Raw genomic sequence first — 16,603 nt, forward strand, 5'->3', positions numbered from 1 at the left:
ACGTCGTGTGCGTACGCCCGGCGCCCCATCGGTGCCGGGCGTGCGCACACGACGTGCGGGGAGCGTCGATCTTGACAGTATCTGATGGTCCATCAGTCAGCGCATTTCGCTTCCATTGACTTCTTTTCGGCCGGAGTCATCAATGGCCCCCTGCCGGCGCGGAAGAGCCGCCGCGCCGCACATCCGCAGGAGGGGGCTCCATGAGTCCAGCCATTCGAAGATCCGACAGCCCGGGAACGCGGCGCGGAAGCCGCCGCTGGGCCGCCGCGCTGGGGGTGGGCGCGCTCGTCGTCACCGGGGGAGGACTGCTCGCCGGACCCGCCCAGGCCATGGCGGCGGCGTCCGTGGCGGTCGACTTCCCGACCCACTGCATCCCGCCCGCGATCGCCGGGATCCCGCCGATCGACGGGACGACGTCCGCGCAGATCAGCGTCGACAACGCGGCCCCGAAGGTCGGCGACACGGTCACCGTGACGTACACCGTCGTCAAACCGGCCGCGAGCAACCCGGTCGATCTGGCGCTGCCCGCCGACATCATGACGCCGACCGGCAAGGTCACCGTCGCCGGTGCGCAGTCCGCCGACATCACGGTGGCGGGTCCGAAGAAGAACGGTCCGGTGCCCGGCAAGGGAGAGTTCCCGTCGTTCTCCATGACCGGCACGTTCACGGTCACCGCGCCCGGAGAGATCACCCTCTCGCCCGGCGACTACAACATCCACACCAGCTACATCATGGAGCTGGACACCCCCTGCACGGTCACCGATCCGCCCGCGCCGGTCTCCCAGACGGTCATCGCGACGGACGGCGGCGGCCAGGTCAACGAGCGCGCCATCCAGCTCGGGGCGGCCTCCGGCGCGGCCGGCGACCAGGTCGGCGTGGTCGGGTCGAAGTTCACCGCGGGCGCGTCCGTCACCCTCGCCGGCCGGGCCGGGGACGCCCAGACCGGTGACACCGCGACGGCCACCGCGGACGGTTCGGGCGGCTTCACCGGACGGCTCACCGTCAACGACCCCGCGACCACCGGAATCGTCGCCTACGAGGGCGCCGCCTGGGACGCCGCCAAGGGCGCGGGCCCCCAGGCCTACACCGTCACCGGAGGCGGCGGGGAGACACCGGACGGCAGCCAGAAGCTGACCTCGACCGTCAAGGCGGGCACGCTCTCCATGTCGCAGGCCGGGGACTCCGTCGAACTGTCGGCGGTCGACTTCGGCAAGGGCGGCGCATCCACCGGCGACCTGCGGACGGTCACGGTCAAGGACTTCCGCGGCGGCCCCGCGGGCTGGTCGCTGACCGGCAAGGTCACCGACTTCAAGGGCCCGGCCGGTGCCACGATCGGCGCCTCCGCGCTCGGCTGGAGCCCGGCCTGCACGACGAAGGCCGGCAGCCCGAGCACCTGCGCGGCGGGCTCACAGGGTTCGGTCGGCAGCGCGGGAGCCACCCTGGCCTCCACGCCGAACGGCGCCTTCACCGGAGGCGAGTTCACCGTCGACGCCGGGCTGTCGCTGGACGTACCGGCGTACGCCGCCGCCGGCACCTACTCCGGAGTGCTCACCCTCACCCTGACGTGAGCCGGGAGCGCTGATCAACCGGTGGGCCGGGCGCGCACCCGGCCGGTCCACCCACCCCGCCAACGCGTGCACCCTGGGGGCCCGCACCGTGCGCAAGCTGTCCGTACTCCTGTCGTCCGTGCTGTCCACAGCACTGCTCCTGCTGGGCGCCCCCGCGGCGGGCGCCGCCGACAACGGCAGCTGGTCGGTCTTCCCGGCCACCGCCGCCACCGGCACCCGGCCGTACTTCTACCTCTCGGCCGACCCCGGAGCCACCCTCACCGACAAGGTGACCGTCAAGAACAAGACCGCCGCCCCGCTGACCTTCCGGCTCTACGCGGCCGACGCGTACAACACCGAACGCGACGGCGGATTCGCGGTCCGCGCGCTGAACGAGAAACAGCGCTCCGTCGGCGCCTGGGCCACGACCGACCGCGACCGGGTCACCGTGAAGCCGCACGGCTCGGTCACCGTGCCCCTCACGATCAAGGTCCCCGAGGACGCCGAACCGGGCGACCACCCCGGCGCCCTCGTCGCGCTGGACGAGCGCATCGACCCCGCCGACGCGGGCGCGGTGGCCGTCGGCATCCAGCAGGCCGTCGGCGCCCGGATCTATCTGCGGGTCAACGGCCCGACGATGCCCGCGCTCTCCGTCGACGACGTCAGGGTCGAGCACACCCAGCCGCTCGTCCCGGGCACCGGAAGATCCCGCGCCGTCATCTCGTACACGCTCCACAACCGGGGCAACGTCACCCTCAGCCCCAAGGTCGCGCTCAAGGCCGAGGGGCTCTTCGGCCGCACCCTGCTCGCCCGTGACCTGAAACGGATCCCGTCCGAGCTGCTGCCCCGGCAGGAGGTCCGGCTCACCGAGGAGTGGAAGGGCGCGCCGCAGCTGGAGTGGGGCGAGGTCAAGCTGACCGCCAGCGCCCGCGACACCCGCGAGTCCGCCGCCGCCGGGTACTTCGCGCTGCCCTGGCTGGTCGCCGGGGTGCTCCTGGCGCTGCTCGCCGGGGGCGCGGGGCTGTGGATACGGGCACGTCGGAGCCGTCGCCGCAGGGCCTGAGACGAGCGACCCGGCGGCGCCGCCGGCCGCCGTGGTGCGGCAGTGCCGCCGGGATCGGGGACAATGGGCGCCATGAGCGCTCGACCTAACCCAGAAGCTGCTGCGCAGCAGGCAGAGAACACCGCCCCGCACCGGGCCGGCTTCGCCTGCTTCGTGGGCCGTCCCAACGCGGGCAAGTCCACCCTTACGAACGCTCTGGTCGGCCAGAAGGTGGCGATCACGTCCAACCGGCCACAGACCACCAGGCACACGGTCCGCGGCATCGTGCACCGGCCGGACGCGCAGCTGATCCTGGTCGACACCCCCGGCCTCCACAAGCCGCGCACCCTGCTGGGCGAGCGTCTCAACGACGTCGTACGCACCACCTGGGCGGAGGTCGACGTCATCGGCTTCTGCCTGCCCGCCGACCAGAAGCTCGGCCCCGGCGACAAGTACATCGTCAAGGAACTCGCCGGCATCAAGAAGACGCCCAAGATCGCCATCATCACCAAGTCCGACCTGGTCGAGTCCAAGCAGCTCGCCGAACAGCTGCTGGCCGTCTCCCGCCTCGGCGAGGAGCTCGGCTTCGAATGGGCGGAGATCATCCCGGTCTCGGCCGTCAAGGACGACCAGGTCGGCCTGCTGGCCGACCTGATCGCCCCGCTGCTCCCCGAGAGCCCGCCGCTCTACCCGGAGGGCGACCTCACGGACGAGCCCGAGATGGTCATGGTCGCCGAGCTGATCCGGGAGGCGGCGCTCGAAGGCGTGCGCGACGAGCTGCCGCACTCCATCGCGGTCGTCGTCGAGGAGATGCTGCCGCGCGAGGACCGGCCGGCGGACAAGCCGCTGCTCGACATCCACGCCAACGTCTACATCGAGCGGCCCAGCCAGAAGGGCATCATCATCGGCCCGAAGGGCCAGCGGCTCAAGGACGTCGGCACCAAGTCCCGCAAGCACATCGAGGCCCTGCTCGGCACACCGGTCTTCCTGGACCTCCACGTGAAGGTCGCCAAGGACTGGCAGCGCGATCCCAAGCAGCTGCGCAAGCTGGGGTTCTGAGCGGGCCCGGTCCGACGGCCGGAGGCCGGCGCAACCGAGCGAAGCCGCTGAGGCCCCCCGGGGCCGAGGGGTGCGGGGGCGGCGGTGGGGATGGGTTCCGAAGCAGCTGCACAAGCTGGGGTCCGGCCCCCCCCGTCAGCGCCGCCAGGCTTCTCAGCGGTACGCCGCCGGTCTCACGCGCCCTCCTTCAGGACGCGTGAGACCAGTGCGCGCTGGGCGTCGGTCAGCCGGGGATCCGCGCAGTGCACCGTCCGGTCGCCGACCGTGATCCGGTAGCCGAAGCCGTCCGGAACGCCGGCCGGCGGGGCGTCCCGGCCGCCGGTGAGCGCCGATTCGGCCAGGGCCTCCCATTCACCGGCGTCGGCCCGCCCGGAGGTGTCGATCTCGCCGTGGCGTGCGATACCTGCGAAGCCGCCGGTCCTGCTCACCTTGATCCGCATACGGTGTCCTTCCCCTGCGGACGCGCCCTGGGTGCTGCCTACGCGGTCGGTACGCCCACCTCCGACCAGGCCTTGAGAACCGCCTCCACCTCGTCGCCCGCACCGTAGCGGCTGCGTGCCGCCGCGACGGTCAGCCGGGCGAAGGCCGCGAAGTCGGCGTCCACCGCCAGTTCACCACCGGTGAGCACATCGAACCAGAGCTGTCCGGCCTTCTCCCAGGAACTTCCGCCGAGCGCGGTCGCGAGCAGGTAGAACGCCCGGTTGGGGATGCCGGAGTTGAGGTGGACACCGCCGTTGTCGTCGCCGGTGCGGATGTAGTCGTCCATGGACGCGGGCTGCGGGTCCTTGCCGAGCACGTCGTCGTCGTACGCGGTGCCGGGCGCCTTCATCGAGCGCAGCGCCACCCCCTGGACGCGCGGCGCCAGCAGGCCCGCGCCGATCAGCCAGTCGGCCTGCTCCGCGGTCTGGCCCAGCGAGTACTGCTTGACCAGGGAGCCGAACACGTCGGAGACGGACTCGTTCAGCGCGCCGGACTGGCCGTAGTAGCTCAGGTTGGCCGTGTACTGGGTCAGGCCGTGCGCCAGTTCGTGGGCGATGACGTCGATGGCGACGGTGAAGTCCAGGAAGATCTCCCCGTCCCCGTCGCCGAACACCATCTGCTCGCCGTCGAAGAAGGCGTTGTTGTACTTCTCGTCGTAGTGCACCGAGCCGATCAGCGGCAGCCCCTTGCCGTCGATCGAACGCCACCCGTAGGCCTTGAGCAGCAGTTCGAAGGTGGCGCCGAGGCCGGCGTACGCGCGGTTGACGCTGGCGTCGGACGTGGGGTCCTCGCCCTCGGCGCGGACCTTGGTACCGGGCAGCTCGGTGCTGTGCCGGCAGTCGTAGAGGGTGCGGTCGGGCTTGCCGGAACGGTCGTCCTCCGGGGCGGGGGCGACGCGGGCCGGGACGGGGGTCGTCACCTGGCGGCGGGTGCGCCGGGCGGCGTCGGCCTCCAGGGTCCGGCGGGCCGGGGCCGCCAGGACGGGATCGTCGGACTGGGACAGCTTGTCGAGGACGTGGGGCGGCACGATGGTGCAGAAGACGGGCTGGGAGCTGTGCTGGGTTCGAGGCTGCATGCACTCGACTGTGGCAGCGCGTGATCCCTCTGTCACTGGTTGCCACCAGGATTGACGAATTAGAGTGATCGGTCACTGTTTAACCGTTACCGGCCTCCGGTCCCGCATACTGATACGCACAGACGCCTCGGGCGTCGCTCGGCTAGTGTCTTCGCATCATGCGTTTCGGGCTGCTTCTTCTTAGCTGCCGCGGCGAGGGTCTGTAGTCGTAGGCCGACCCCCTCCCCGCGGAGTCTTGTGTTGCAGCGACACAGTCGGCCTTCCCCAGCTCCCGAGGAGCAGGGGAACCCTTCTTGCCGGACTCCGAGGAGCCCCACGCCATGACCGCAGTGAATCCCGCTCAGAACCCCGTCGCGAACGCCGTCGGCCGCCCCACGCCGATCACCAACGCCACCGGGCTCCAGAAGCCCTCCGGGATGCCGACCGGCAAGTACGGGCAGTACGAGGCCGTCGAGATCCCCGACCGCACCTGGCCGGACAAGCGGATCACGGTCGCACCCCGCTGGCTCTCCACGGACCTGCGCGACGGCAACCAGGCGCTGATCGACCCGATGTCGCCGGCCCGCAAGCGCGAGATGTTCGACCTGCTCGTACGCATGGGCTACAAGGAGATCGAGGTCGGCTTCCCGTCCTCCGGCGAGACCGACTTCGCGTTCGTCCGCTCCATCATCGAAGAGGGCGCGATCCCCGAGGACGTGACGATCTCCGTCCTGACGCAGGCCCGCGAGGAGCTGATCGAGCGCACCGTCGAATCGCTGCGCGGCGCCCACCGCGCCACCGTCCACCTGTACAACGCGACCGCCCCGACCTTCCGGCGCGTGGTCTTCCGCGGCTCCAAGGAGCAGGTCAAGCAGATCGCGGTGGACGGCACCCGGCTGGTCATGGAGTACGCCGAGAAGATCCTGGGCGAGGAGACGATCTTCGGCTACCAGTACAGCCCGGAGATCTTCACCGACACCGAGCTGGACTTCGCCCTGGAGGTCTGCGAGGCGGTGTGCGACGTCTGGCAGCCGGAGGCGGGCCGCGAGATCATCCTCAACCTGCCCGCCACCGTGGAGCGCTCGACGCCGTCCACGCACGCCGACCGGTTCGAGTGGATGTCGCGCAACCTGTCGCGCCGCGAGTTCGTCTGCCTGTCCGTCCACCCGCACAACGACCGCGGCACCGCCGTCGCCGCCGCCGAGCTGGCGCTGATGGCGGGGGCCGACCGGGTCGAGGGCTGCCTGTTCGGCCAGGGCGAGCGCACCGGCAACGTCGACCTGGTCACGCTGGGCATGAACCTCTTCTCGCAGGGCGTCGACCCGCAGATCGACTTCTCGCAGATCGACGAGATCCGCCGCACCAGCGAGTACTGCAACCAGATGGAGGTCCACCCGCGCCACCCCTACGCGGGCGACCTGGTCTACACCGCCTTCTCCGGCTCCCACCAGGACGCCATCAAGAAGGGCTTCGACGCCATGGAGGCCGACGCGGCCGCCCAGGGCGGGGGGATCACCGTCGATGATCTCAAGTGGGCGGTGCCCTACCTGCCGATCGACCCGAAGGACGTCGGCCGCTCCTACGAGGCCGTCATCCGGGTCAACTCGCAGTCCGGCAAGGGCGGAATCGCCTACGTCCTGAAGAACGACCACAAGCTGGACCTGCCGCGCCGGATGCAGATCGAGTACTCCCGGATCATTCAGGCCAAGACCGACGCCGAGGGCGGCGAGGTCACGCCGGCGCAGATCTGGACGACGTTCCAGGACGAGTACCTGCCCAACCCCGAGAACGCCGAGGCCCAGTGGGGTCGCGTACAGATCCGCTCCGGCCAGAGCACCATCGGCTCCGACGGTCAGGACACGATCACCGTCGAGGCGACCGTGGACGGCGCGGACACCGTGCTCACCGGCACCGGGAACGGCCCGATCTCGGCGTTCTTCGAGGCGCTGCAGACCATCGGCATCGACGCCCGGCTGCTGGACTACACCGAGCACACGATGAGCGAGGGCGCGAGCGCCCAGGCCGCCTCGTACATCGAGTGCGCGATCGACGGAAAGGTCCTGTGGGGCATCGGCATCGACGCCAACACCACCCGGGCCTCGCTGAAGGCGGTCGTCTCGGCGGTCAACCGCGCCACCCGCTGACCCGAGCCCGCCCGAAAGGGCATGAATCAGTACGGTCCGTGAGCCCCGTCCCCCGCACCCGGGGGGCGGGGTTCGGCCATCTCGGGTGGTTGTGACGGGCGAGGTGCTGACGCCGCTTCACGGATGTGGTTAACATCACGTCCAACACGGCAATGTTGCCGCGTTGGTACCTCCCGTGTCCGCAGGGCTACGGGGGAGTTACGGAGGTGTGCGACGTGCGGTCAGCCCTGGGACAACGCGCCATGAAGCTGCGTATCTGCGGCATCCGTACGATGTGGGACACCGTCGGGGACGGCGAGTTCTTCTGCGCCGGCTGCGGAGGCGACCGCAACTACCGCCGCCTCACCGGACGTCGCCGGTTCACCTTCCTCGGCGTGCCGCTGCTGCGGCGCGGCACCGTGGGCCCGGTCGTCGAATGCGCCGCGTGCCGGCACCACTTCGGCACCGACACGCTCGACCACCCCACCACCACCCGGTTCTCCGCGATGCTCAAGGACGGCGTCCACACCGTCGCCCTCGGTGTCCTGGCGGCCGGCGGGACCACCTCCCGCACGGTCCTGGACGCCGCCGTCGCCACCGTGCGCGGCGCCGGGTTCGACGGCTGCACGCAGGAGCAGCTCGCCACCGTCGTCGAGGTCCTCTCCGTCGACATCGGCCACGGCTCGGCGTTCGACCCGGCCGCGGAGGCGTGCGGCGCGGCCCTCGCCATCGAGCTCCACGAGGCGCTGGAGCCCCTCGCCCCGCACCTGGCCCAGACCGGCCGCGAATCGATTCTGCTGCAGGGCGCCAGGATCGCGCTCGCCGACGGCCCGTACAGCCAGGCCGAACGCGAGGTGCTGACCACCGTCGGCGGCGCGCTCCAGCTCTGCGCGCAGGACACGGCCCGGCTGCTCGCCGCGGCGGCCCGTACGCCCTCCTGAACCACCTCCGCCCCACCGGCCGTTGCCCCCGAGGGAGTACGCCGGCGCACGGCACCCTCCCCGGCAGTGGCGGGGAGGCCGGTCTCCGGCGCGACGGACCCGCCCCGGCCCGGCGGGTGTCCGGACATGAATCCAGACACCCGGACGGACGGGGGGCCCGTATACGGGCCGCAACACAGGACAGGGGCGGACCGGCGCGGCCGTGGGCAGGGAGCCGGTGGCCGCAGCTGCCCTGGGCGGTCGTCGCGCTCCGGACCGCCGTCATCGCGATCACCGGGCCCTTCGCCGGGAGACGTCTCGGACGTACGGGCCAACCACGCCGTCGACTACCTGCCGGCGAGCGCCGACTCGACGCGGGCGGCGAAGATCCGCCGCGAGAAGCGATGGCGGCGGCGCTGCGCGGCCGTGGCTCCGCCGTCGTGGCCCCCTCCGCCACCGTCGAGGCGGGCCTCCTGTGCCTTCTGGCGGCCGATCTCGCCAGCAGCCGGGGAATGGGCCCCACCGCCGCCGTCGGGGTGCTGTGCGCGCTCCTGGCCACGCCGGCGCTGCTTCCCGCGCCCCTGGTGCTCCCGGGCCGCCGGGTGTTCTGGCCGCTCGCGCCGGCGTACGGCAGCGACCCCGTGCGCCGGCGCCCGCTCCGCGCCGCCGTGGGCGGCTCGGAGCGGCCCGGACGCGGCCCGTCGCGCTGCTCGTGACCGGCGGGGGGTTGCTGGGCGCCCTGCCCCCGGCGTGCTCGGCCGCCCCGGCGGCCTCCAGCGCGAGGACTCCTTCACCAGCAGGCCGGACTCGGTCACCGCCATGGCGACACTCGCCGGCACCGTCTGCCCCGCCCGCTCCAGCCGGCCGATCACCGCGCTCGCCCCCACCGTCCGGGCCGACGGGACCCCCGGCCTCAGCCCGCTCACCGCCAAGACCCACGTCAGCCGGATCATGGGCAGACCCGGCGCCCGCGCCCGGCTGGTGATCATCGCCGACGAATCCGGGCTGGCCGCGGCCGTCGGCGGCGCGGCGGCCGGGGACTGAACGGCCCGGGTCGAGGGGGCGGACCCGGCGGGCCACCCGCGTACCGGACAATGGAGCCATGAGCTTGTTCCGGGACGACGGCGTGGTGCTCCGCACGCAGAAGCTGGGCGAGGCCGACCGGATCATCACGATCCTGACCCGCGGCCACGGCCGGGTACGGGCCGTCGCACGCGGCGTGCGGCGCACGAAGTCGAAGTTCGGGGCCCGGCTTGAGCCGTTCTCCCACGTCGACGTGCAGTTCTTCGCCCGGGGCAGCGAGCTGATCGGACGCGGCCTGCCGCTCTGCACCCAGAGCGAGACCATCGCCCCCTACGGCGGCGGGATCGTCACCGACTACGGGCGCTACACCGCCGGCACCGCGATGCTGGAGACCGCCGAGCGCTTCACCGACCACGAGGGCGAACCCGCCGTCCAGCAGTACCTGCTCCTGGTGGGCGGACTGCGCACGCTCTCCCGCGGCGAACACGATCCCCACCTCATCCTCGACGCCTTCCTGCTGCGCTCCCTCGCCGTGAACGGCTACGCACCCAGCTTCGACGGCTGCGCCCGGTGCGGAATGCCCGGACCGAACCGGTTCTTCTCCGTCGCGGCGGGCGGCGTCATATGCGGCGACTGCCGGGTACCGGGCAGCGTCGTACCCTCGGCTGAGGCCGTCACCCTGCTGAGCGCACTGCTCACCGGCGACTGGGAGACGGCGGACGCGTGCGAGGCGCGTCACGTCAGGGAGGGGAGCGGGCTGGTGTCCGCCTATCTGCACTGGCATCTGGAGCGCGGGCTGCGCTCGCTGCGGTACGTGGAAAAGTGACACAGGGAGACTGAGAAGCTCATGGCAGTACGCGGAATCCTCGGCGGCCGTAACCGGCGCGACCACAAGACCCCGGAACCTCACCCGTCCGGTGCCGTGCCGCCGAAGATCCCCGGTGAGCTGGTGCCCAAGCACGTCGCCGTGGTGATGGACGGCAACGGCCGCTGGGCCAAGGAGCGCGGGCTGCCTCGTACCGAGGGCCACAAGGTCGGTGAGGGCGTCGTCATGGACGTGCTCAAGGGCTGCATCGAGATGGGCGTCAAGAACCTCTCGCTGTACGCCTTCTCCACCGAGAACTGGAAGCGCTCCCCGGACGAGGTGAAGTTCCTGATGAACTTCAACCGGGACGTCATCCGCCGCCGCCGCGACGAGATGGACGAGCTCGGCATCCGGATCCGCTGGGTCGGCCGCATGCCGAAGCTGTGGAAGTCCGTCGTCCAGGAGCTCCAGGTCGCCCAGGAGCAGACCAAGGACAACGACAAGATGACGCTGTACTTCTGCGTCAACTACGGCGGCCGGGCCGAGATCGCCGACGCCGCGCAGCGGATCGCCCAGGACGTCGCGGCCGGGAAGCTCGACCCGTCGAAGGTCAACGAGAAGACCTTCGCGAAGTACACCTACTACCCGGACATGCCGGACGTCGACCTCTTCGTCCGGCCGAGCGGCGAGCAGCGCACGTCCAACTACCTGATCTGGCAGAGCGCGTACGCCGAGATGGTCTTCCAGGACGTGCTGTGGCCGGACTTCGACCGCCGCGACCTGTGGCGGGCCTGCCTCGAATTCGCCCAGCGCGACCGGCGCTTCGGCGGTGCGGAGGAGGCGGCGGAGACCGGCAGCTGAGCGGGCGGGTGCGCGGGGGCGGAGGCGCCCCCGCGCACCCGGATCACTTCTGTGTGCTCGCGCAGTCCGCGCAGGTGCCGAAGACCTCCACCGTGTGCGCCACGTTGACGTAGCCGTGCTGCGCCGCGATCGTCTCCGCCCACTGCTCCACCGCCGGACCCTCCACCTCGACGGCCTTGCCGCACATCCGGCAGACCAGATGGTGGTGGTGGTCGCCGGTCGAGCACCGGCGGTAGACGGACTCGCCCTCCGTGGTGCGCAGTACGTCGACCTCGCCCGCGTCCGCGAGGGACTGCAGGGTGCGGTAGACCGTGGTCAGCCCGACCGAGTCGCCGCGGTGCTTGAGCACGTCGTGCAGCTCCTGCGCGCTGCGGAACTCGTCCACCTCGTCGAGCGCCGCGGCCACCGCGGTCCGCTGCCGCGTCGAGCGGCCGCGTACCGGGGCCGCGTTGGTTCCGCTGCTCGGCGCCGTCGCCACAGGAGCCTCCTCGTGTCGCCCGTACGTTTGTCGGGCCATTGTGCCAGCCCGGCCGGGCCGCGGGGTCAGACGCGGACGTCGTCCGCGGCGCGGCGGGTGGCCGGTACCTCCAGGGTGCACCGCTCCGCGGCCGATTCGCGGATGCGCGCGCGCCTTCTTCCCAGCGGGGTGGCGAGCAGGGTCAGCGCGATGAAGACGCCGATGGCCAGCAGCACGATCGTCGCCCCGGGCGGTACGTCCTGGTAGTACGAGGTCACGGTGCCGGCCAGCGTCACCGCCACCCCGATGACGACCGAGAGCACGAAGGTCACCTTGAAGGACCGGCTGATCTGCTGCGCGGCGGCGACCGGGACCACCATCAGGGCGCTGACCAGCAGCAGCCCGACGACCCGCATCGCGACGGTGACGGTGACCGCCGCGGTGACCGCGATCAGCAGGTTCAGCACCCGCACCGGCAGCCCGGTGACCCGGGCGAACTCCTCGTCCTGACTGACCGCGAACAGCTGCCTGCGCAGCCCCACCGTCACCAGCAGCACGAACGCGGCCAGCAGGCCGATCGCGGTGATGTCCTCGGAGGAGACCGTGGAGAGGGAGCCGAAGAGGTACGAGGTGAGGTTGGCGTTGGAGCCGGTGTCGGAGAGGTTGATCAGCAGGACACCGCCCGCCATGCCGCCGTAGAAGAGCATCGCCAGCGCGATGTCGCCCCGGGTGCGTCCGTACCAGCGGATCAGCTCCATGACGACCGCGCCGGCGACGGCGACGGCGGTGGCCATCCAGACCGGGCTGGTGGAGAGCAGGAAGCCGAGGCCGACGCCGGTCATCGCGATGTGGCCGATGCCGTCGCCCATCAGGGCCTGCCGGCGCTGCACCAGGTAGATGCCGACGGCGGGGGCGATGACGCCGACCAGCACGGCGGCGATCAGCGCCCGCTGCATGAAGGGAGGGGTGAGGAATTCCATGATCAGCTCAGCAGTCCCGTCCGGACGGGCTCGGAAGCCGCGTGGGGGTGTACGTGGTCGTGGCCGGGCAGCGCGTGCTGCCCGAGGGCCTTCGGGGGCGGTCCGTCGTGCATCACGCAGCCGTCGCGCAGGACGACCGCGCGGTCGATCAGCGGCTCCAGCGGGCCCAGCTCGTGCAGGACGAGCAGCACGGTGGTGCCGGCCGCGACCTGGTCGCGCAGGGTCGCGGCGAGGATCTCCTGGCTGGCCAGGTCGACGCCGGCCATCGGCTCGTCCATGATCAGCAGTTCGGGTTCGGCGGCGAGCGCGCGGGCGATCAGGACGCGCTGGTGCTGGCCGCCGGAGAGGGCGTCCACCGAGTCCCTGGCGCGGTCGGTGAGGCCGACGAGCTCGATGGCCCGGTCGACGGCGGCGCGGTCGGCCTTGCGGGGCAGGCCCAGCCTGGTGCGGGACAGCCGCCCGGAGGAGACGACCTCGCGGATGGTGGCCGGTACGCCGCCGGCCGCCGTGGTGCGCTGCGGTACGTAGCCGACCCGGGCCCAGTCGCGGAACCGGCGCAGCGGGGTGCCGAAGAGCTCGACGGCGCCGCCGGTGAGCGGGACCTGGCCGATGGCGGAGCGTACGGCGGTCGACTTGCCGGAGCCGTTGGCGCCGAGCAGCGCGACGACCTCGCCGCGGTGCACGGTCAGGTCGATGCCGCGCAGTACGGGGCGCGCCCCGAGGGTGGCCGTGGCGTCGCGCAGGACGATCACGGGTTCGGGGGTGGAGCTCGCGGGCTCGGGCATGAGCGCCTCCGGTGCTGCGGGGTTCGGGCCGGCCGGTTCTGTGGGGTCGTCGCTCACTTCGCGCCGAGCGCCTTCTGCAGCGCGGCGAGGTTGGACTTCATGACCTCGATGTAGTCATCGCCCTTGGACTTGTCCGTAATTCCCTCCAGCGGGTCCAGGACGTCGGTGCGCAGGCCGGTGTCCCGGGCCACGGTCCTGGCCGTCTTGTCGCTGGCCAGCGTCTCGAAGAAGACGGTGGTGACCTTCTTCTTCTCCGCGATGGCGTGCAGGGCGCTGATCCTGGCGGGGCTGGGCTCGGCCTCCGGGTCGATGCCGGCGATGCCCTCCTGGGTGAGGCCGTAGCGCTCGGCCAGGTATCCGAAGGCGGAGTGGGTGGTGATGAAGGTCTTGGTGGCGGTGTTCGCCAGCCCCTTCTCGTACCCGGTGTTGAGCGCGCCGAGCTCCTTGACCAGGGCGTCCGTGTTCTTGCGGTAGTCCGCGGCGTGGTCCGGGTCGGTCTTCTCCAGGGACTTCCCGACCCCCTTGGCGACCTCGGCGTACTTCACGGGGTCGAGCCAGATGTGCGGGTCGGCGCCGGCTTCCGTGCCCTCGTGCTCGTGGCCGTGCTCCTCGCCGCCGACCTCGGCGCCGTGGTCCTCCAGCGTGGTCAGGCTCGCGGCGTCGACCGTGTGCTTGGACTCGGAGAGCTTGATCGCGTCGTCCACGGCGGGCTGGATGCCCTTGAGGTAGAGGATGTAGTCGGCGTCGCTGAGGCCGCCGATCTGCCGGGGGCTGAGCTCCAGGTCGTGCGGCTCCACGCCCGGCTTGGTGAGGGTGGAGACGGAGACGTGGCCGCCGCCTATTCGCTCGGCCAGGAACTGCATCGGGTAGAACGACGCCACCACGTTCAGCTTGTCGCCGCTCCTGTGGTCGGCGGCGTCGGACGACGAGCAGGCGGAGAGCGCGGTGAGGCCGAGGACGACTGCTCCGGCGACGGCGGCGGTGGGTATGAGGCGGCGTTCGTTCATGACAGTCATTTTCAACAAAAATGGAAACGATTGTCAACAAGGCTGATGAGATGCCTCCGGAAGTGACTGTCCCGATACCGATTTGATCGAAGGGGCGTGCCCGCCGGTAATCTGAGGTCTTCTCCGTTCGTCGCCGTCGTAATGAAGAGAGCACCGTGGCCGCCGACAAGATCGACTCCATCGTCAGCCTGAGCAAGCGCCGTGGCTTCGTTTTCCCCTGCAGTGAGATCTACGGTGGTCAGCGCGCCGCCTGGGACTACGGGCCGCTGGGCGTTGAGCTCAAGGAGAACCTCAAGCGCCAGTGGTGGCGCTACATGGTCACTTCGCGCGAGGACGTGGTCGGGCTCGACTCGTCGGTCATCCTGGCCCCCGAGGTGTGGGTGGCCTCCGGCCACGTCGCCACGTTCTCCGACCCGCTGACCGAGTGCACCTCCTGCCACAAGCGCTACCGCGCGGACCACCTGGAGGAGGCGTACGAGGAGAAGCACGGCAAGCCGCCGGTCAACGGCCTCGCCGACCTCAACTGCCCCAACTGTGGCAACAAGGGTACGTTCACCGAGCCCAAGCAGTTCTCGGGCCTGCTCTCCACGCACCTCGGTCCGACCCAGGACTCCGGCTCGGTCGCCTATCTGCGTCCCGAGACCGCCCAGGGCATCTTCACCAACTTCGGTCAGGTGCAGCAGACCTCGCGCAAGAAGCCGCCGTTCGGCATCGCGCAGATGGGCAAGTCCTTCCGGAACGAGATCACTCCGGGCAACTTCATCTTCCGCACCCGCGAGTTCGAGCAGATGGAGATGGAGTTCTTCGTCAAGCCGGGCGAAGACGAGCAGTGGCAGGAGTACTGGATGGAGCAGCGCTGGAACTGGTACACCGGCCTCGGCATGCGCGAGGAGAACATGCGCTGGTTCGAGCACCCGGCGGAGAAGCTCTCCCACTACTCCAAGCGCACCGCTGACATCGAGTACCGCTTCCGCTTCGGCGGCAGCGAGTGGGGCGAGCTGGAGGGCGTCGCCAACCGCACGGACTACGACCTGAAGGCGCACTCCAAGGCCTCGGGCACGGACCTGTCCTTCTTCGACCAGGAGGCCGGCGAGCGCTGGACCCCCTACGTCATCGAGCCGGCGGCCGGTGTGGGCCGCTCGGTCCTGGCCTTCCTGCTGGACGCCTACATCGAGGACGAGGCGCCCAACGCCAAGGGCGTCATGGAGAAGCGCACCGTGATGCGCCTCGACCCGCGCCTGGCGCCGGTCAAGGTCGCGGTCCTGCCGCTGTCCCGCAACCCGCAGCTCTCGCCGAAGGCCAAGGGCCTCGCGGCCGACCTCCGGCAGAACTGGAACATCGAGTTCGACGACGCGGGCGCCATCGGCCGCCGCTACCGCCGTCAGGACGAGATCGGTACGCCGTTCTGCGTCACCGTCGACTTCGACACCCTCGACGACAACGCGGTGACGGTGCGCGAGCGCGACACCATGAAGCAGGAGCGCGTCTCCCTGGACCAGATCCAGGCGTACCTGGGCGCGCGGCTGCTCGGCTGCTGACGCCTCGCATCCGCTGGACGAAGCCCCCGGTTCCCCGAACGGAACCGGGGGCTTCGTGCACACTGGGCACAATCGTCCACAGGAGGCTCGGATGCCGTCCATGACCACGAGCAAGGTCAGCAGATGGGACCAGCACGGCCGTGAACACGTAGTCCACGTAAGGAAGTCGGGGATGCAGCGGCAGTTGAGCTGCGACACCTGCGACTGGCGCAAGGGGGTGCAGTTCCTGCCCTGGCTCAAGGCCGAGGAGCACCTCGCGCAGGCACACCAGGCGACGGTCGACCCGACGGCGTCGTAGTCCCCTTGGCCGCCGTCAGGTCCGCAGGCCGCGTAGCAGCAGATCCGTGACGGCGGTGAACTCGGCGGCGATGGCGGGTTTCTGCCACTCGGCGGCATACGCCGGATCGTGGAAGCGGGCCGTCGCGTCGAAGACCGCCTGGGCGGCCGCCGCGGGGTCGGCCACCGTGAACTGCCCGTCGGCCGCCCCCTCCTCGATCATCTCCCGCAGCTGGCCCACCAGTTCGCGGATGTGTTCCTCGACCACGGTGCTCTCGCCCATGAGCACCTCGTAGGTGGCGAACAGCTCCGGATCATCGCCCGCCTTGTGCCGCTTGGCCTCGAACAGCGTCTCCAGCCACTGCCGCAGCTTCGCCGGGGCGGGCTGGGCCGGGGCGCGCAGGATCTCGGTGAGTGCCAGCTCCGTGCGGGTCAGCCAGCGGCCGGTCACGGCCTCGCGCAGGGCGGCCTTCGTACGGAAGTGGCGGTACACGCTGCCGTGGCTGACGCCGAGCGCTCGGGCCACGTCGACCACGGTGGCCTTGGCGGGGCCGTAGCGGCGCAGTACGTCCTCGGTGGCTTCGAGGATGCGCTCGGGGGTCAGCGGGTCGGACGGCGGCGTCATGGTGGGTGTGCTGCCTTTCGG

16 protein-coding genes and 1 pseudogene are annotated in these 16,603 nt (G+C 70.9%); 10 read left to right on the plus strand and 7 right to left on the minus strand.

Features of this window, described 5'->3' with window-relative positions; all coding sequences use genetic code 11:
- Positions 1 to 200: 200 nt before the first annotated feature.
- From ACIP89_RS02425 to era, 3 genes are all read left to right on the plus strand, one after another.
- Positions 201 to 1,568 carry a beta-xylosidase gene (locus ACIP89_RS02425; protein WP_401921404.1) on the plus strand — a complete coding sequence of 456 codons (1,368 nt, stop codon included), beginning with the start codon at positions 201 to 203 and terminating at the stop codon, positions 1,566 to 1,568.
- An 88-nt stretch (positions 1,569 to 1,656) separates the two neighbouring features.
- On the plus strand, positions 1,657 to 2,610 hold the full coding sequence (locus ACIP89_RS02430) for a WxL protein peptidoglycan domain-containing protein (protein WP_401921402.1): 954 nt from the start codon (positions 1,657 to 1,659) through the stop codon (positions 2,608 to 2,610).
- A 63-nt stretch (positions 2,611 to 2,673) separates the two neighbouring features.
- On the plus strand, positions 2,674 to 3,648 hold the full coding sequence (gene era / locus ACIP89_RS02435) for a GTPase Era (RefSeq protein WP_199884410.1): 975 nt from the start codon (positions 2,674 to 2,676) through the stop codon (positions 3,646 to 3,648).
- A 173-nt stretch (positions 3,649 to 3,821) separates the two neighbouring features.
- Here era and ACIP89_RS02440 read toward each other — a convergent pair whose 3' ends face one another.
- Both ACIP89_RS02440 and ACIP89_RS02445 read right to left on the minus strand, forming a co-directional pair.
- Positions 3,822 to 4,088 carry a protealysin inhibitor emfourin gene (locus ACIP89_RS02440; protein ID WP_401921401.1) on the minus strand — a complete coding sequence of 89 codons (267 nt, stop codon included), beginning with the start codon at positions 4,086 to 4,088 and terminating at the stop codon, positions 3,822 to 3,824.
- 38 nt (positions 4,089 to 4,126) lie between these two features.
- On the minus strand, positions 4,127 to 5,203 hold the full coding sequence (locus ACIP89_RS02445) for a M4 family metallopeptidase (protein ID WP_401921400.1): 1,077 nt from the start codon (positions 5,201 to 5,203) through the stop codon (positions 4,127 to 4,129).
- A gap of 320 nt (positions 5,204 to 5,523) precedes the next feature.
- Here ACIP89_RS02445 and leuA point away from each other — a divergent pair, with 320 nt between their 5' ends.
- The 5 genes and pseudogenes from leuA (at position 5,524) to ACIP89_RS02470 (ending at position 10,914) form a co-directional block, all read left to right on the plus strand.
- A complete protein-coding gene (leuA, locus tag ACIP89_RS02450; RefSeq protein ID WP_401921398.1) occupies positions 5,524 to 7,326 on the plus strand; it encodes a 2-isopropylmalate synthase in 1,803 nt (600 codons plus the stop codon).
- Between the two features lie 242 nt (positions 7,327 to 7,568).
- Positions 7,569 to 8,246 carry a TerB family tellurite resistance protein gene (locus ACIP89_RS02455; RefSeq protein ID WP_401921396.1) on the plus strand — a complete coding sequence of 226 codons (678 nt, stop codon included), beginning with the start codon at positions 7,569 to 7,571 and terminating at the stop codon, positions 8,244 to 8,246.
- Between the two features lie 371 nt (positions 8,247 to 8,617).
- Positions 8,618 to 9,131, plus strand: a pseudogene (locus ACIP89_RS02460) (MMPL family transporter); the annotation flags it as partial.
- 196 nt (positions 9,132 to 9,327) lie between these two features.
- Positions 9,328 to 10,074, plus strand: a complete 747-nt coding sequence (gene recO / locus ACIP89_RS02465) for a DNA repair protein RecO (RefSeq protein ID WP_024491646.1) — start codon at positions 9,328 to 9,330, stop codon at positions 10,072 to 10,074.
- A gap of 21 nt (positions 10,075 to 10,095) precedes the next feature.
- Positions 10,096 to 10,914, plus strand: coding sequence for an isoprenyl transferase (locus ACIP89_RS02470; protein WP_402112520.1), 819 nt, complete (start codon positions 10,096 to 10,098; stop codon positions 10,912 to 10,914).
- Between the two features lie 43 nt (positions 10,915 to 10,957).
- On the opposite strand, the gene ACIP89_RS02475 is transcribed toward ACIP89_RS02470, so the two are convergent.
- From ACIP89_RS02475 to ACIP89_RS02490, 4 genes are all read right to left on the minus strand, one after another.
- Positions 10,958 to 11,392 carry a Fur family transcriptional regulator gene (locus ACIP89_RS02475; protein WP_401921394.1) on the minus strand — a complete coding sequence of 145 codons (435 nt, stop codon included), beginning with the start codon at positions 11,390 to 11,392 and terminating at the stop codon, positions 10,958 to 10,960.
- A gap of 65 nt (positions 11,393 to 11,457) precedes the next feature.
- The gene (locus ACIP89_RS02480; protein ID WP_401921393.1) at positions 11,458 to 12,351 is read right to left on the minus strand and encodes a metal ABC transporter permease; all 894 of its coding nucleotides are present in this window, start codon (positions 12,349 to 12,351) and stop codon (positions 11,458 to 11,460) included.
- Between the two features lie 2 nt (positions 12,352 to 12,353).
- Positions 12,354 to 13,136, minus strand: coding sequence for a metal ABC transporter ATP-binding protein (locus ACIP89_RS02485; protein WP_402112523.1), 783 nt, complete (start codon positions 13,134 to 13,136; stop codon positions 12,354 to 12,356).
- 53 nt (positions 13,137 to 13,189) lie between these two features.
- Entirely contained in the window at positions 13,190 to 14,143 is a 954-nt protein-coding gene (locus ACIP89_RS02490; protein ID WP_401921391.1) for a metal ABC transporter substrate-binding protein, read from the minus strand.
- A 155-nt stretch (positions 14,144 to 14,298) separates the two neighbouring features.
- On the opposite strand from ACIP89_RS02490, the gene ACIP89_RS02495 reads away from it, so the two are divergent.
- Both ACIP89_RS02495 and ACIP89_RS02500 read left to right on the plus strand, forming a co-directional pair.
- Positions 14,299 to 15,681 carry a glycine--tRNA ligase gene (locus ACIP89_RS02495; protein ID WP_024491652.1) on the plus strand — a complete coding sequence of 461 codons (1,383 nt, stop codon included), beginning with the start codon at positions 14,299 to 14,301 and terminating at the stop codon, positions 15,679 to 15,681.
- Between the two features lie 91 nt (positions 15,682 to 15,772).
- The gene (locus ACIP89_RS02500) at positions 15,773 to 15,979 is read left to right on the plus strand and encodes a hypothetical protein (protein ID WP_401921389.1); all 207 of its coding nucleotides are present in this window, start codon (positions 15,773 to 15,775) and stop codon (positions 15,977 to 15,979) included.
- 15 nt (positions 15,980 to 15,994) lie between these two features.
- On the opposite strand, the gene ACIP89_RS02505 is transcribed toward ACIP89_RS02500, so the two are convergent.
- Positions 15,995 to 16,582 carry a TetR/AcrR family transcriptional regulator gene (locus ACIP89_RS02505; RefSeq protein WP_401922174.1) on the minus strand — a complete coding sequence of 196 codons (588 nt, stop codon included), beginning with the start codon at positions 16,580 to 16,582 and terminating at the stop codon, positions 15,995 to 15,997.
- Positions 16,583 to 16,603: the final 21 nt, after the last annotated feature.

This window comes from Streptomyces sp. NPDC088730 (assembly GCF_044751215.1).
Taxonomy (GTDB): Bacteria; Actinomycetota; Actinomycetes; order Streptomycetales; family Streptomycetaceae; genus Streptomyces.

Bases quoted from the DNA above. Each gene is read 5' to 3' on its own strand.
- ACIP89_RS02490 (WP_401921391.1), bottom strand. From the start codon at position 14,143: ATGAACGAACGCCGCCTCATACCCACCGCCGCCGTCGCCGGAGCAGTC.
- ACIP89_RS02505 (WP_401922174.1), bottom strand. From the start codon at position 16,582: ATGACGCCGCCGTCCGACCCGCTGACCCCCGAGCGCATCCTCGAAGCC.
- ACIP89_RS02485 (WP_402112523.1), bottom strand. From the start codon at position 13,136: ATGCCCGAGCCCGCGAGCTCCACCCCCGAACCCGTGATCGTCCTGCGC.
- ACIP89_RS02470 (WP_402112520.1), top strand. From the start codon at position 10,096: ATGGCAGTACGCGGAATCCTCGGCGGCCGTAACCGGCGCGACCACAAG.
- leuA (WP_401921398.1), top strand. From the start codon at position 5,524: ATGACCGCAGTGAATCCCGCTCAGAACCCCGTCGCGAACGCCGTCGGC.
- ACIP89_RS02480 (WP_401921393.1), bottom strand. From the start codon at position 12,351: ATGGAATTCCTCACCCCTCCCTTCATGCAGCGGGCGCTGATCGCCGCC.
- ACIP89_RS02500 (WP_401921389.1), top strand. From the start codon at position 15,773: ATGCCGTCCATGACCACGAGCAAGGTCAGCAGATGGGACCAGCACGGC.
- ACIP89_RS02455 (WP_401921396.1), top strand. From the start codon at position 7,569: ATGAAGCTGCGTATCTGCGGCATCCGTACGATGTGGGACACCGTCGGG.
- recO (WP_024491646.1), top strand. From the start codon at position 9,328: ATGAGCTTGTTCCGGGACGACGGCGTGGTGCTCCGCACGCAGAAGCTG.
- era (WP_199884410.1), top strand. From the start codon at position 2,674: ATGGGCGCCATGAGCGCTCGACCTAACCCAGAAGCTGCTGCGCAGCAG.
- ACIP89_RS02440 (WP_401921401.1), bottom strand. From the start codon at position 4,088: ATGCGGATCAAGGTGAGCAGGACCGGCGGCTTCGCAGGTATCGCACGC.
- ACIP89_RS02445 (WP_401921400.1), bottom strand. From the start codon at position 5,203: ATGCAGCCTCGAACCCAGCACAGCTCCCAGCCCGTCTTCTGCACCATC.
- ACIP89_RS02425 (WP_401921404.1), top strand. From the start codon at position 201: ATGAGTCCAGCCATTCGAAGATCCGACAGCCCGGGAACGCGGCGCGGA.